The 13,325-nt window shown below is 60.9% G+C and carries 14 protein-coding genes and 1 pseudogene; 5 read left to right on the forward strand and 10 right to left on the reverse strand.

Annotation, left to right across the window (positions count from 1 at the left end):
* A pseudogene (locus AC1XOS_RS12455) lies at window positions 1-599 on the reverse strand (exo-alpha-sialidase); the annotation flags it as partial.
* Window positions 600-711: 112 nt separating this feature from the next.
* Between AC1XOS_RS12455 and AC1XOS_RS12460 the strand changes: the two are divergent.
* Window positions 712-1,383, forward strand: coding sequence for a hypothetical protein (locus tag AC1XOS_RS12460; protein WP_481962546.1), 672 nt, complete (start codon window positions 712-714; stop codon window positions 1,381-1,383).
* Between the two features lie 26 nt (window positions 1,384-1,409).
* Here AC1XOS_RS12460 and AC1XOS_RS12465 read toward each other — a convergent pair whose 3' ends face one another.
* Complete coding sequence (locus AC1XOS_RS12465; RefSeq protein WP_481962547.1) at window positions 1,410-2,888, reverse strand: sodium:solute symporter family protein; 1,479 nt, start codon at window positions 2,886-2,888, stop codon at window positions 1,410-1,412.
* Complete coding sequence (locus tag AC1XOS_RS12470; protein ID WP_481962548.1) at window positions 2,889-4,019, reverse strand: DUF3748 domain-containing protein; 1,131 nt, start codon at window positions 4,017-4,019, stop codon at window positions 2,889-2,891.
* A gap of 17 nt (window positions 4,020-4,036) precedes the next feature.
* Between AC1XOS_RS12470 and AC1XOS_RS12475 the strand changes: the two genes are divergently transcribed.
* From AC1XOS_RS12475 to atpG, 3 genes are read left to right on the forward strand one after another with little or no spacing between them, the layout of a single operon-like run.
* The gene (locus AC1XOS_RS12475; protein ID WP_481962549.1) at window positions 4,037-5,482 is read left to right on the forward strand and encodes an FAD-binding oxidoreductase; all 1,446 of its coding nucleotides are present in this window, start codon (window positions 4,037-4,039) and stop codon (window positions 5,480-5,482) included.
* The gene (locus AC1XOS_RS12480; protein ID WP_481962550.1) at window positions 5,479-6,387 is read left to right on the forward strand and encodes a glycoside hydrolase family 18 protein; all 909 of its coding nucleotides are present in this window, start codon (window positions 5,479-5,481) and stop codon (window positions 6,385-6,387) included. The genes AC1XOS_RS12475 and AC1XOS_RS12480 overlap by 4 nt, the downstream gene beginning before the upstream one ends.
* A gap of 7 nt (window positions 6,388-6,394) precedes the next feature.
* Window positions 6,395-7,282, forward strand: a complete 888-nt coding sequence (gene atpG / locus AC1XOS_RS12485; RefSeq protein ID WP_481962551.1) for an ATP synthase F1 subunit gamma — start codon at window positions 6,395-6,397, stop codon at window positions 7,280-7,282.
* Window positions 7,283-7,334: 52 nt separating this feature from the next.
* Here atpG and AC1XOS_RS12490 read toward each other — a convergent pair whose 3' ends face one another.
* The 7 genes from AC1XOS_RS12490 to AC1XOS_RS12520 form a co-directional block, all read right to left on the reverse strand.
* Window positions 7,335-8,507: a di-heme oxidoredictase family protein gene (locus AC1XOS_RS12490; protein ID WP_481962552.1), complete on the reverse strand. Its 1,173-nt coding sequence runs from the start codon at window positions 8,505-8,507 to the stop codon at window positions 7,335-7,337.
* Between the two features lie 395 nt (window positions 8,508-8,902).
* Window positions 8,903-9,271, reverse strand: coding sequence for a DUF6915 family protein (locus tag AC1XOS_RS12495; RefSeq protein ID WP_481962553.1), 369 nt, complete (start codon window positions 9,269-9,271; stop codon window positions 8,903-8,905).
* Window positions 9,268-9,528 carry a hypothetical protein gene (locus AC1XOS_RS12500; RefSeq protein ID WP_481962554.1) on the reverse strand — a complete coding sequence of 87 codons (261 nt, stop codon included), beginning with the start codon at window positions 9,526-9,528 and terminating at the stop codon, window positions 9,268-9,270. Before AC1XOS_RS12500 ends, AC1XOS_RS12495 begins: the two co-directional genes overlap by 4 nt.
* 30 nt (window positions 9,529-9,558) lie before the next feature.
* Entirely contained in the window at window positions 9,559-10,020 is a 462-nt protein-coding gene (locus AC1XOS_RS12505; protein ID WP_481962555.1) for a hypothetical protein, read from the reverse strand.
* Entirely contained in the window at window positions 10,017-10,325 is a 309-nt protein-coding gene (locus AC1XOS_RS12510) for a hypothetical protein (protein ID WP_481962556.1), read from the reverse strand. The genes AC1XOS_RS12505 and AC1XOS_RS12510 overlap by 4 nt, the downstream gene beginning before the upstream one ends.
* 21 nt (window positions 10,326-10,346) lie before the next feature.
* Window positions 10,347-10,493 (reverse strand): hypothetical protein, encoded by a 147-nt coding sequence (locus AC1XOS_RS12515; RefSeq protein ID WP_481962557.1) that lies wholly within the window; start codon window positions 10,491-10,493, stop codon window positions 10,347-10,349.
* Window positions 10,494-10,500: 7 nt separating this feature from the next.
* Complete coding sequence (locus AC1XOS_RS12520; protein WP_481962558.1) at window positions 10,501-12,378, reverse strand: alpha-amylase family glycosyl hydrolase; 1,878 nt, start codon at window positions 12,376-12,378, stop codon at window positions 10,501-10,503.
* 105 nt (window positions 12,379-12,483) lie between these two features.
* On the opposite strand from AC1XOS_RS12520, the gene AC1XOS_RS12525 reads away from it, so the two are divergent.
* Window positions 12,484-13,325 (forward strand): TIM barrel protein (locus AC1XOS_RS12525; protein ID WP_481962559.1); only part of this gene is annotated, 842 nt, incomplete at its 3' end.

A 13,325-nucleotide genomic window follows, 5' to 3' on the forward strand; every position in this document is an offset into this window, starting at 1 on the left:
GCCCCCATGTCCCCGCCGTTCCAGGTGCGCTCACTCGGGAGAAAATTGGTCGTGCTCCAGTTTTTTGGATCCATCAAGTCGGCGTTTATGGAAACCGAGAGTACCCCCGCCCGGTAGTTGATGCCCCAGGCCTGCGGTGGGTTGCGCCACTCAAACGCCCGCCAGAGTCGCCCTTGATGCTCGACAATCGGCACGGGCGCGCAGTGGTACTCACCCTCGCTACGTAAGACCACGCTGCTCCAGCTCACGCCACTGTCGGTGGATTTATGGAGCACGATATTTCCATGGTGCTTGTCCGTGCCGAGTAAGTAGAGCGCTTTTCTGTGGACAAAAAGATTCGACCAGAACGCGCCGTGGATTGTCGCGATTTTCTCCCAGCTCTTGCCCCTGTCCTTGGAGCGAAAAACCTGAGAGACCGCTCGCGTGTGCTCGGTACTCTTGGGACCAAACGCATCGTGGCTGGCGACGTAGGTGCCGTCGGGGAGGACGGCCAAGCCGGGTGAACCGATATAGACTCCCGTGCTCGCGGGAACATGATCAATAACGACGCCGGGGACAGAATCGCTCAGCGGCGAGGGAAGGAGCGGCAGCGAACTCATAATTTCCTCATCTTAGGTAGGCTATTCTACAAGAAATTCTTTGTTTTTTGGGTTCATCATGAATTCTTCATGATGTCCTCCCATACTCCTATCAAGAGGAAAAGTAACAACGATGAAAAACATCACGAAGTCCGGTTTTAGTTTAATTGCTCTGGTCGCACTGAGCGGCTGTGGCGGCGCGGGTGCTGGCACGGGTCTGGAGAGCTTCTCCAACTTGCTCGGGCTCGATGGCGGTGAGCTGGTCGGTATCTCACGGGCTACGAGCGCGGGAACGGTGACGACGGAGCAGACACACACGCGTACCTTTGAAGACCGCACCATCGGCGGTCGCCCAAGCGGCGTGGGTGGCAGGCCAGGGAGTATCGGTGGACCGGGTGGCCCTCCTCGGGGCACAACACGCTGGAATGTGGCGCAGGGCGTGGCGCGGGCTGTAAAGGTGAGTGTGCCCGAGGGAGCGACATTACCTGCGTCGTTTACCCTGAGCAATATCGAGATGAGCATGCGTGTCACCGATGGCGAGCGGGTGGCGGAGCAGAAAACCACGATTGCAGGGCCCGTCACGCTTACCCGTGTCGGCGAGACGAGTGCCTACACCGCCAGTGCGGAGCTGACGCCTGAGGCAAGCTTCACGGAAGGCTCTTTTGAGACGCTCCACGCGATCCTCACCACGGCTCCCTCTCCCAACACCTCCACAGCCACCCTGCGCTACGATGCCAGTGCCGAGCTGCCCGCCGGAGCCAAGCTACGCTTTGGTCTTGAGCGCGGTAAAGCTCAGATGAAGTAGATCTACCGAAAAAATCAGCCCGAGAGCTAACCCTCGGGCTGTTTTTTTTGCGAGAGCAGCACGCCTAGGACAACAATCGTGAGCGTTCCGACGGTGAGGGTGAGTAGGCTATGAAGCGGCGCTTTGGGCAGGGAGGCAGGCCAGTAGGGCTTTTGCGAGAAGCTCACCCAGATACTCACGAGGGCTCCGACAATCGTGGCGGGAAGGGCGGCGGCTTTGCTTGCCTTTGGCACCAAGCGGTCTAGCAAGAACAGCCCCAGCATCCCGCCTGAGAGCACACCCGCCAGGTCCCACCAGACATCCAGCGCCGTCTTCACCGAGATCATGGCGATCGCGGCTAAGATGCTCAGTAGGCCAAAGCCCACCACAGCAAGCCGTAGCATCGTCAGCTTCTGCGCCTCGGTGGCACTCTCGCGCTTGGCCCAGAGATCATGGACAAAGAGGGTCGCGGAGCAGTTCAGGTTCGAGTCCATCGCCGCCGCGCAGACTGCGGCCAGCACGAGGCCCTTGAGCCCGACAGGAAGCTGGGTCTGGATGAACCAAGGGAAGACGGCATCGGGCTTGGTGCCGGGCGGTAGCGCACTGGCATGGGCCTGGTAGAACGCCCAGAGTGCGGTGCCGATAAAGAAAAACAGGGCGGCGATGGGCACATAGAGCAGGCCCCCCAGCCAGACACTGCGCGTGGCATCTCGGTCGGCTTTTGCCGTGAGATAGCGCTGGACATAGGCCTGGTCCACCCCAAAGTTCTGGAGGTTGATCGCCATGCCGTAGAGCAGCACCACCCAGAAACTAGAGCTGGCAAAGTCGGGGGCGAGGCTCCCCAGCGAGAACTTTCCGGCAGTGCTCGCTTGGCTCACCACGGCCCCAAAGCCACCTGGCACACCCGCTAAGATCACGCCCACACAGACCAGAGGCCCGATGATCATCACAACCGCTTGCACGACGCCGGTCCAGATCACCGCCTCCGTGCCCCCCAGCATCGGATAGATCGTCACGAGCAGCCCCAGCAAGAGAATGAGCACCGGAAGCGGGAGGCTGCCGACAAGCGGCTGGAGGGCAAGCGAGAGTAGGTAGAGAATCGTCCCCAGCCGCGCCACCTGCACCAGCAAGAAACACAGAGTCGCATAGACCCGCGCCCAGCGCCCAAAGCGCTTCTCAAAGCGCTCATAGGCCGAGATCTGCTCGCCTACGCGGTAGAGCGGGACAAAAAACTTGGCGGCCAGCCAGCAGGCCAGCGGAAGTGAGAGCGCAAAGACAAACGGGTTCCAGTTGCTATCGTAGCTCTTGCCAGGGTTGGCCAGAAAGCTAATCGAGCTGACATAGGAGCCAAAGAGCGAGAGGCCCACCGCCCAACCCGGCAGCGAGCGCCCGGCGGCCATGAACGCAGCGCTATCTTTATTCTTTCGCAGAAAAAGACAGCCATAGAATGTTGTTGCAATGAGATAGCCCGCGAGAACCACCCAGTCCAGTGCGCCCATGCCCCTTAGGTTCGGTGTCCCGTCCACCTATCCCTGCACCGTATAGAGCTGGTTGCTGCCGCTGAGATGTCGCAGAAAGGCAATTTGCTTGCCGTCGTGCGAGAAGACGCAGGCCAGTGCTAGGGGCGTATCGCTGGTGCGCTTTGTCAGGCGACGTAGCTTGCCTGTCTCGACATCGATTGTCACCACACTCCCGTCGGCGATGGCGGCGATGCGGGAGCCATCGGGGTGCCAGGTGAAGGCGGAGGCGATGGGGAATGCGTTGCGCGTGAGCTGCCGCAGCACTCCGGTGCTTGGGGAGACGAGCCAGAGCTGGATAATCCCCGCGTCATCGGCCATGAGAAAGGCGAGCTGGGAGCCATCGGGCGACGAGCGTACCCAGTGGCGCGGCGCGAGCGCGACGCCGGTTTTCGTGTGGGTCAGCCGTCGCTGGGTCGGGCGCTGCGTCTCCAGCCCCTCGGCGAGAAATATCTCGACTTTCCCGTCAGACAGCTCCCCTAGAAACGCCAGGGTGCGGGAGCTTCCTACCCAGCCCTCCTCGAAGGCGCGGCGGATCTCGTCGGTGTTGGGCTTGGGATTGGGCGTGCTCTTGGTCGCCAGAAGCGAGAAGTGCGTGCCGTCATGGTTGCGTGGGTGGGTCTTGGGCACCGAAACAGCCTTAGGGAAGCACACACCCACCTCGCGCGCACCGCTGTTCTCCAGCGCATCGTTGTAGGTGTAGCTCAGCCAGTCGCCCTTCGGGTGCCAGACATGCACATGCGAGCCGCCTCGCAAAGCTCCCGGCGTTCCGGGCAGCGTGAGATCGCGTGCATCGAGTGGGAGGGCGGCCAGTGTGTCGGTGTGGACTATCACGCCTTGCCGGTGCGAGATGCCGTAGCTCCAGTCGGGGGTCGGGTTCTCCGGCCCATGGATAAAGACGACTTTATTCTCACTCGGATGGTGCGTCACCACCCCAACCTGTGCCCCGTTTTTCGCCTCAAAGAGCCGCTGCACCTCGCCGGTCTTCACCCGAACCCGCTCGATCACGCTCCCGTCAAATACCGAGCCATCGCGATCCGAGCGCACATCGTAGACCAGCCACTCCGAGTCGGGCGACCAGACATTTATGTTGGTAAGAATCCGCCCACCGGGGCCATGGGTGACTTGTTGCTCTGGCATGCAGGTACAATACCCGCATGGATCCGCGTTTTATCAACCGCCTCAAGGATATTGTCGGAGAAGATGGTATCCGCCTCGCTGATGCGCAACGAGAGGCCTATGCCTCCGATGCCTACACACTCGCCAAGGCACGCCCTGGTGTGATCGTGCTGCCACGCCTCACGGACCAAGTTGCCGCGATTGCCAAGCTCTGTAAAGACTTCAGCGTGCCTATGGTGCCCCGTGGCGCGGGGACGGGTCTGGCGGGCGGGGCGATGGCCTATGAAAACGCGGTGCTACTCTGCCTCTCACGGATGAACGCGATTCTCTCGGTGGATATTCCCAACCGGCGCGTCCGGGCGCAAGCAGGCGCGGTCAATACCTATCTAAGCAAAGCAGTCTCGAGCGAGGGCTATCACTACGCGCCCGATCCGTCATCGCAGGGAGCCAGCACGATCGGGGGCAATATCGCCAACAACGCGGGCGGGCCACACACGCTCAAGTACGGCGTGACGGTCAACCATATTCTTGCCGTCCAAGTGGTGCTCCCCGATGGGCAGATCATGGAGCTAGATGCCGATGACCACGGCTATGATCTGATTGGGGTGCTCGTGGGCTCTGAGGGGACGATGGGAATTATCACGGAGGCGACGGTCAAGATTGTCCCCAACCCGGAGGCGATCCGTACGCTTCTCGTGGTCTGTGACTCGGTCGCCACGGCCACTAACCTCATCTCCGCCATCATCGCCGAGGGGATTGTCCCCGCCGCGCTGGAGATGATTGACCAGACCATTCTGCGCGTCGTGGAGGAGAACTACAAGCTGGGCCTGCCAACGGACGCCGGCGCGGTGCTCTTAGTCGAAGTAGATGGAGCGGAGGTCGGAATTGAGGCTCAAGCCGAGCGGGTTGAGCTTCTCTGTCGTGATGGCGGGGCGCTCCGCGTGGAGGTGGCCAGCGATCCCGCCGAACGTGCCAAGCTCTGGACGGCACGCAAGAAAGCCGTAGGCTGTCTGGGCAGATTGGCACCGTCGCACGCCACGCAAGACGGGGTCGTGCCGCGCACCAAGCTCCCGATTATCCTCAAAGAAATTGAGGAAATCGCGGCTAAGCACCATCTTAAGATCGCCAATGTCTTTCATGCGGGCGACGGTAACTTGCATCCCGTGGTGCTCTTTGATGAGCGCGATCCCGACGAAGTCAAGCGCGTCTTAGAGGCAGGCGCCGATATCTTGCGTGCCTGTGTCGCGGTCGGCGGAGCACTGACGGGCGAGCACGGAATCGGTCTCGAAAAGCAAGAGTTTATGGACATGATGTTCACCGAGGACGACATAGATACCATGTTGCGCCTGCGCTCGGTCTTCAACCCCGATGAGCTGCTCAACCCTGGCAAGCTCTTCCCGGTCGGTGGCAACTGCTGCCCGCACCTCCCCCGCGCCGATGGAGCCAAGCTCGCCGGAATCGCGGCAAAGGCATCGGGGATATGATTCTCTTAGGCTACTACCCCGACTGGGTGGAGGCAATGCCCCCCGCGAAAGTGCCCTACAAGCGCTACACGCACCTGACACACTCGTTTGCACTCTTCAACGACGACGGCACGCTCAAGCCCCCCCGCGGCGCAGCGGAGTTCTGCAAGCGGGCAAAAGCCGCCAAAGTGGTTCCAATTCTGGCCGTGGGTGGTGCAGAGAGCGGCCCTGCCTACGCCAAAGCCGAGACGGAGACACTCGCCCGACATATCGTGGCCATGGTTCAGAAAAACGGCTACGGTGGGGTGGATATCGACTGGGAGTTCCCCGACACGCCCGGTGCCCCGCAGAAGCTCGTCGCGCTGGCGCAGGCGCTCCGCAAGCGCCTGCCCAAAACGCTGCTCACCGCCGCCGTGCCCGGAGGCGAGTGGAACGGCAAGCACTACGATGCCCCCGCTCTCCTGCCACTCTTAGACTACGTCAATATTATGGCCTATGATTATGCGGGGCCGTGGGGAAGTGAAGCGGGTCATAACGCCCCCTACAGCTTCTGTGAGTCGGCGATTGCCTACTGGCGTGGGCGCGGCTGGCCCGCCCATAAGCTCCTGCTCGGGCTAGCGAGCTATGGACGCGGCTTCAAGGCACGTCGATTTGGTGAGAAAACCACGGGAAAGTCCGCGCATGAGTACACGGGCTACACGGAGATTCTGCCGCTCGCCGCAAAAGGCTGGAAGAAGCAGCGCGATCCCAAAGAGCACGTTCCTTATCTTGTCTCCCCCACCAGCGACGAGCTGATCTCTTACGACGATCCCGAGTCCATTGCACTGAAAGCGGCGCTGGCCAAAAAATCCGGACTCGCGGGCTGCTTCTTCTGGGAAATCACCCAAGACGATGGCACACTCGCTGCGGCAACTATGGTAAAATAGGGCCGCTATGCCCTCTATGCGTCAGATTCGCGGTCGTATTCGCACCGCTAAGAACATTCAGCAGATTACCAAGGCCATGAAGATGGTCGCCGCTGCCCGTCTCAAGCGTGCCCAGGACCGTGTGGTCTCGGCCCGCCCCTACGCCAACAAGATGAAGGAAGTCATGGGCTCCCTCAGTAAGGCAGGCGCGGGGAGTATCACCCATCCGCTTTTGGAAGTGCGCGAGCCCGTAAAAGTGGGGATCGTGGTGATCAGCGCCGACCGTGGACTCTGCGGCTCCTACTCCACCAACCTGCTGAAAAAAGTCCAGGAAGTCCTACGAACCGGTGGCCTCAACGGAGGTGCCGTCACGCCTGAGACAACTCAGCTGCTACTCGCAGGACGCAAGGCCCAGACGTTTTTCCGCCGTCGCCCCTATACCATCGCCGGTGAGTTTGTGCTCAGCATGACCAACCCCAGCTTCGCGGAGGCCCAAGAGATTGCCAAGCAAGCGCGGGACCTCTACACCAGCGGTGAAGTAGACGTGATCTACCTGGTCTACACCAAGTTTCTCTCCGCTCTCGTGCAAAAGCCCATGAGTGTCCAGATGCTCCCGATGGTTCCCGAAGAAACTGATGAGAGCGCAGGCGGCAGCGAAGACTACATCTTCGAACCTGATGCCGTCACGCTCTTTGGGAACATGCTCCCCCGCTCTGTGGACACCATGGTCTACCAGGCACTGATTGAGTCCGTGGCCAGCGAGCATGGTGCTCGTATGACCGCCATGTCCAGCGCCACTGACAACGCCGGAAAGATGATCGCCGGTCTGACCCTCGCGGCCAACCGTGCCCGCCAGGCCAGCATCACCAAAGAGCTCGCCGAGATCGTGGGCGGCGCCGACGCTCTCAAGGGGTAACGAAAAAAAACGCCCCTGGCTCCTTTCATGGAGCCAGGGGCGTTTTTTGCTTTTAGAGCGTCCCGAGGAACTCCAGCAAGTCCGTACGATCCGCCGCGCTCAGCGACTCGTAGCGCTGCTTTGCCGCCATTGCCTCGCCGCCGTGCTGCCGCACCGCCCCATCCACGGTCGTGGCGCGGCCATCGTGGAGAAAGAACGTGCGCAGCCGTAGGCCCCAGAGTGGCGCGGTGCGGAAGTGGCTACCATCCGCGCTCCCCTGCACCACCCCATCGCCCATTCCCAGATCATGGGTCAGCAAGTCCGAGTAGAGATTCACCGGGCGGTTCGAGAGCGCTGCAACACTGCTAGTGCCCGTCTGGAGCGTCGGCACATGGCACGCCACGCACCGGATCTTGGTAAAGACTTGGCTTCCACGCCCACTTGCCAGGGTGGCGGGTGCCGGAGTGGGTGCAGCAAGCAGACGCATAAAGTTGGAGAACTTTAGCAAGTCCCCACCATCGTCCTCAGGCTCGGGCACGACATCGTAGAGCGCCTTCCCCTGCGGCAAAAGATCCATCGGAAACACTGGAGTCGTGATTCCCATCTCGTTCAGATAAGCATCCGCGGAGAAGTGCTCCAGGGTCGCCACTTGCGACTTCCAGCCAAAGCGCCCGACCTGGTGCTTGCCCGTGGTGGGGCTCACGGCATAGTTTGCCACTCCCGTGATGCCGTCGGGGTCGCCGCTCTTGATGTTCTTGAGAATCTCGCTATCAGGGATGGCCTCGATCAGCCCAGCCCCAAACAACGGTGTGGTGATGCGCCGCGAGACATGCTCCGCTCCCGCAGGAACCACTTCAGCTGCAATCGTGCAAGTAGGATCAATCTCGGCAATCGTGCGGCTCTGAAGAACCGGGCCACCCAGCTCCGCCAAGTCCGAGTAGCTCACCCCCGAGCCCGCCCCGATCCGTGTCACTCGTGAGAGCACCAAATCCTCACCCGCGCCCCCGACTCCACCCGCCGAGTGGCACTCGCCACAGCTCCGGCCATTAAAGACTGGCCCTAGCCCCTCGTCTACGTCTTCCGTAGTGGCAAAGACAGTCTTGCCTTCCTCAAAAAGCTCTTGCTCCGCCCGAGTTAGTCCCGGAATTTCGGCACCAATGGGGGTAAAGACCGAGCTCACGCCCCCACAGGCTCCCACGCCCAGAAAAAGGGTCGCCGTCGCCGCAATGTGTAATCGCTTCTTCATCTTCAGACTCCTCTTTTCCACAGGCTCCTGAGCCTGCTTAGGATGTAGAGTAGGGCCGCCAAATGAAGAAGTCATGAAGATTTTCATACCGTTTTAATATTTCACATCAAGCACTCTAAGAGATATGCCCAATACTTTCCGGGTTTATTATGGGCACTCCCAATTTAAAGCATAGTGATCATCGAATATTTTCTCAGCGCCCCCCTAGAGCAGAGCTCTGCACTGTTTCTTCGTAGAGGTGGGGAAGCAAAGGTGCATGAAACGCAAGCAATGAGCTAGGTGTGGACATTCACAGTGCACCAAACTCTGCACCAAACGAAGCGCCATCCGCACCAGCCCACCAATCCGATCACCCGCCGCCAGTCCCAGCAAGACCCCTGCGACCCGTGCCTCTCTCAGTCGCGTCCTCGTGCGGGGACAAATTCGATCTCACTGGCCTTGAGCTTGCGTGCACCCGCCATCCACGGCTGCGAGGGCAGCTCTTTGAGCCAGTCGGAGAGCGAGGGGATGCAGCCGAGGTCTTCGAGAACATGCTGCTCGGCGATATCGCGCACGAAGACCTCTTTGCCGTCTGAGTTGGTCAGCGTCTGCCCGAAGAGCTCCTCAATCAGGAAAATCCCAAACGCGGAGTGAAAGACGCAGCGGTGGGTCACCTCCGCGTGCGCAGCCTTGGTCGAGTCCATCTTTTCATGGATCGGCAGGTAGTCCTCAGGAGTACCGCCAAACCGACGCGCCGATGAGCGCGCGTGCATGAGTGGTTTCATGCTGTGTGATTGAGAGGTGTATTAAGCTCGGCGAGAAAAGTTTCGCCGTCAATTCCCTGACCCGCATCAAGAGAATCCATTGCTTCTTTGAGGGCCGTTGGTGAGACATGAAGCAGACTCATCGGAATCTCCTCCAGAGACATTTCTTCCTCATATTCCAGCAGCTCATCAATAGCTTCCATAGGCGAGATACCACGTGCCGTCGCGAAACGAATCAGTCGTGCTTCTGTCTCTGGTTTGTCAATAGTCAATGGCATATACTTACTTCCTTAGCCATTTTATCGTTTTTACTCCACATTAAGCTCACCATCTTCCCAGAGCGATTTTGTGTAGCCGCACCCAATCTCGATCTCGATCACTTCGTAGAACTGCACGCCATCCAGCAGGCTCCAGAGCCAGTCACGCTGCACGGGCGTGATGCGCGGCCAGAGCGCACGCCACCACGCTTGCTCGTAGAGATCGTCGGTGGGCGGCGGGTAGAGCAGGCCCGCCTCGTCCAGCTTCTCCCAGAGTTCGTCGTAGGTGAGTGAGGTTGCGCGTTCGGTGCCGCCGAAGACACGCAGGGGATTGGCGGAGAGCCCCACTCCCTCGCCTTTCTCTATCGCACGCCGCGCTTCGTCTTCCAGCAGCTCCGCCCAGAGTAGCGCGTCGTCGCGGCTCTCAAACGCCTTCACCGGCTCGTCGCCCTCGCGCTCGAACCAATTGTCGTTGTACTCCCAATGGAGCTTCTGAACGAGATAGACAGTCATCTCTTCCGGGCAGGCTCCGGGTTGCGCTCAGGGAAGATGCCCAACGCTTCGTTCTCCTTGCGCCGGTTCTCCGCGATAATGGCCTGCCAGTCATCGAAAGTTGGATCGTCCGCAAGCCCTCGGGCGAGGCTCTCTGACACGGGAATCTCCAGCTCGACCCACTCGCTCTCCCCGACCAGCCGCGCCACGATCCGATCCCGCAGGGCACTGAGTGCCCCGTCGCGCGTTTCGGCCTCGACACTCTCGCCGAGTGGTGGGGCGCTCGCCCGGTAGCCACCTGGCCGACGTTCTAAAAGCACTTTCATGTTTCTTTCTCCTGCCCTATTCTACCGCCCGACTTCTAGTTCCACTTCAACGATCTCCCACGGCTGAGGGTCTAGCAAGCGCCAGAGCGCGGCTTTTTGCTCGTCGGACAGGCAGTGAAAAGCGTCATCGTACTTCCAGTCCAGTTTTTGGACGATATAGACGCTCATGGTTTCTTTATCGCACGAGCACTTGGGCAGAGCGCGGCGCAAGCGTGAGGGTGAGTGCCGGGCTGGCGACGGTGACACGGGCGCTGGTGAGGGCATCGGTGAGGCGTGTGCCGACGGGGAGCTTGAGCTCGGAGAGGTCGAGCGTGAGCGTGGCGGGCTTCTCCGAGTCGTTATTGAGCGCGACCAAAATGAAGCCCCCTTCCTTATTGTCCCCCCGCCGGGCGGGGGTTAGGGGGGAACCAACCCGGGCGTAGGCGTAGTGCTGGCCTTGGGCATGCAGGACGTGGGTGCTCCCGTGGCGTAGGACGGGGTGCATGGCGCGTAGGTGGGTGAGCTTCTTGATGTGTTGAAAGAGCGCTTCTTCTTCAGTGGTGCGACCCTCCGGCGTGAACTTATTGGCCTTATCGCCGGGAAAGCCGCCGGGGAAGTGCCGCCGGTTATCGGGATCGTCGCCGCCCGAGAGCGCGACCTCGTCGCCGTAGTACCAGAGCGGGATGCCGCGCGATGTGAAGAGAAACGTGGCTCCGAGCTTCAGGCCCGCGAGAGTCGCGCCCTTGCGGCCCAGAAAGCGCGTCGTGTCGTGGAGGCCCAGAAACGTAACCAGCGCGTCGGGGTTGGGGTAGAGGCTATCGTGGGCCAGCGCACCGGCGATGTCGCTGGAGCCGGGGGTGAAGCCAAGCCTCTGGAGCGGCTCGCCGTGGGCAAATGCCGCAATCATGCCACTCTCCAGCGGGAAGTCGTAGAGCAGGTCGAAGCCCGCATCCATTCCGTCGAAGCCGCGCTTGCCGCGCTGGTAGAACGCATTTACCGCGGCATCGGGGAGGTTCACCTCGCCCAGAGTGGTGAGCTCGGGAAACTCGGCGCGCAGGGCAGCGTGCCAGCCTTGCCAGAAGTCCCGCGCGACATAGGGCACGGTGTCTTGGCGAATGGCATCAAAGCCATAGACCCCCACCCACCAGAGCGCATTCTGGATCAAATAGCGGCGGCACTCAGGATCACTCTGGTTGAGATCGGGGAGGATTCCAGCAAACCAGCCCTCCAGCGTGGCGCGCTTTGAGGCGTGCGTGGCGTAGGGGCTGAGGAGATTGACCACGTTCCAGTCGCAGTCCAGGTGCTTCTCGGGAGTGCCATGAAACCAGGTCGGGGTCGGCGGGGTCTTCACCCACGGATGGAACGGGCCGCAGTGGTTGGCGACTTGATCTTGCATGAGCTTAAGGCCCAGCCGGTGCGCCTCGCTGACCAAGGCATGGAGGTCGTCGGGGGTGCCAAAGTGCTCCTCAAGAGTGTAGAAATCCGTCGCGCCGTAGCCATGGTAATCAATGGCGGGCTCGCCTGCCCACGCCAGAGTGGGATGCTGAAAGTCCGCATTGTCGTAGAGCGGGGTGAGCCAGAGAGTGGTGACGCCGAGGTCTTTGAGATACGGGAGCTTCTTACGAATCCCGGCCAGGTCGCCGCCGTGGTAGTGGCGCGGACGCTTCGGGTTGTAGATGCCCTTCGACTTCGCCGGGTCGTTGTTTTTTGGGTCACCGTCACAGAAGCGATCCGGCATGATCAAGTAGATCACATCGTCGCTGGTGACCCGGCCTAGGCGCGGCGCGGGCTTGTCGAGCACCGTAAAGCTTGCGTTCGCCGTGCCTGCGTTTGTCTTCACCATCAGCGTGTGCGCCCCGAGCGGTGCGTCTTTGGCCAGTATCACGTCCACAAAGAGCGAGCTACCGTCGGCGCTTACACTGGGCTTCCCGAGGCGCAGGCCCACGCCGCTTGCGGTCACTCTCGCGCCCGTCAGCCCCTCGCCACGCATCAGCAACCGCACAGACTTTTGTGCCGTCTGCCGCCACCACGACGGCGGCTCTACGGAAGTTATCTTAGGATTTTCTCGCATCATCTCGCCCACATTTTACCCACAGCTCGGACGGCGTGTTAGCGACGATCCTCTGGCGGGAATTTCCAAAGTACGTTAACATAATAGCCACGAGGAGTATTTTCAACGATGGCATTTAGCAAAGATAGCGCAGGGAACTGGGTTCCGGCAACGACGACGTACAAGCTTGGTGAGGCATTCGCAGCGGGCGTTTGGAACATGGGACCGGGCGGAGGACGCTTCGCCCCGATCATGCGCCCCGCACTCTCCCTGGAAGAGACCCTGGCTGGGCTCAAAGACGCGGGCTGCTCGCATGTCGAGTTCCATGACACCGAAGCTGAGCCCGAGGACGCCATCGAGATCAAGCAGGCCGTGGACAACGTGGGAATGAAAGTGGCGATGTGTACCGCCAATCTCTTCAAGCGCGGCCCGGAGTTTGCGATTGGCAACTTAGGGGCTCCTGTCGCTGCCACCCGCGCGGAGGCAATTCGCCGCACGAAGAACTACATCACCACCGGCATCGAGGTCTTCCAGAGCGAGATCTATGTCTACTGGAACAGCTCCAACGGCTTCGGTGGCCCGCTGATGGTCAACTACGCCGACTGCTACCGCCAGACCGCCGAGAGCCTGAGCGAGATCGTCCAGTGGATGCTCGACACCTACGGCCCCGAGAAGGCGCTGCCGATTGCCATCGAGCCCAAGCCCAACGAGCCCGCCAACTGGGCCGTCCCTGCCGACGCCGGTGAGACGCTGGCGATCATCGGAATGATGCCCGCCGAGCTTCAGCCCTTTGTGGGAACCAACCTTGAGGTCTGCCACTCCACGATGGCGGGTAAGCGCTACGCCGCCGAGCTTGGTCTCGTCGCTGCCGCGAAAAAAGCCTTCTATGTCCACCTGAACTCCGGCTCCGGTCTGAAGTTCGACGAAGACCTAGCGTTTGGCGACAACGACTTTGGCATGGCGGTGGAGAC

The sequence above is a fragment of the Armatimonas sp. genome (assembly GCF_964826245.1).

Coding starts and splice junctions, on each gene's coding strand:
- AC1XOS_RS12460 (WP_481962546.1), top strand. CDS start 712: ATGAAAAACATCACGAAGTCCGGTTTTAGTTTAATTGCTCTGGTCGCA.
- AC1XOS_RS12470 (WP_481962548.1), bottom strand. CDS start 4,019: ATGCCAGAGCAACAAGTCACCCATGGCCCCGGTGGGCGGATTCTTACC.
- AC1XOS_RS12475 (WP_481962549.1), top strand. CDS start 4,037: ATGGATCCGCGTTTTATCAACCGCCTCAAGGATATTGTCGGAGAAGAT.
- AC1XOS_RS12480 (WP_481962550.1), top strand. CDS start 5,479: ATGATTCTCTTAGGCTACTACCCCGACTGGGTGGAGGCAATGCCCCCC.
- atpG (WP_481962551.1), top strand. CDS start 6,395: ATGCCCTCTATGCGTCAGATTCGCGGTCGTATTCGCACCGCTAAGAAC.
- AC1XOS_RS12490 (WP_481962552.1), bottom strand. CDS start 8,507: ATGAAGAAGCGATTACACATTGCGGCGACGGCGACCCTTTTTCTGGGC.
- AC1XOS_RS12495 (WP_481962553.1), bottom strand. CDS start 9,271: ATGAAACCACTCATGCACGCGCGCTCATCGGCGCGTCGGTTTGGCGGT.
- AC1XOS_RS12500 (WP_481962554.1), bottom strand. CDS start 9,528: ATGCCATTGACTATTGACAAACCAGAGACAGAAGCACGACTGATTCGT.
- AC1XOS_RS12505 (WP_481962555.1), bottom strand. CDS start 10,020: ATGACTGTCTATCTCGTTCAGAAGCTCCATTGGGAGTACAACGACAAT.
- AC1XOS_RS12510 (WP_481962556.1), bottom strand. CDS start 10,325: ATGAAAGTGCTTTTAGAACGTCGGCCAGGTGGCTACCGGGCGAGCGCC.
- AC1XOS_RS12515 (WP_481962557.1), bottom strand. CDS start 10,493: ATGAGCGTCTATATCGTCCAAAAACTGGACTGGAAGTACGATGACGCT.
- AC1XOS_RS12520 (WP_481962558.1), bottom strand. CDS start 12,378: ATGATGCGAGAAAATCCTAAGATAACTTCCGTAGAGCCGCCGTCGTGG.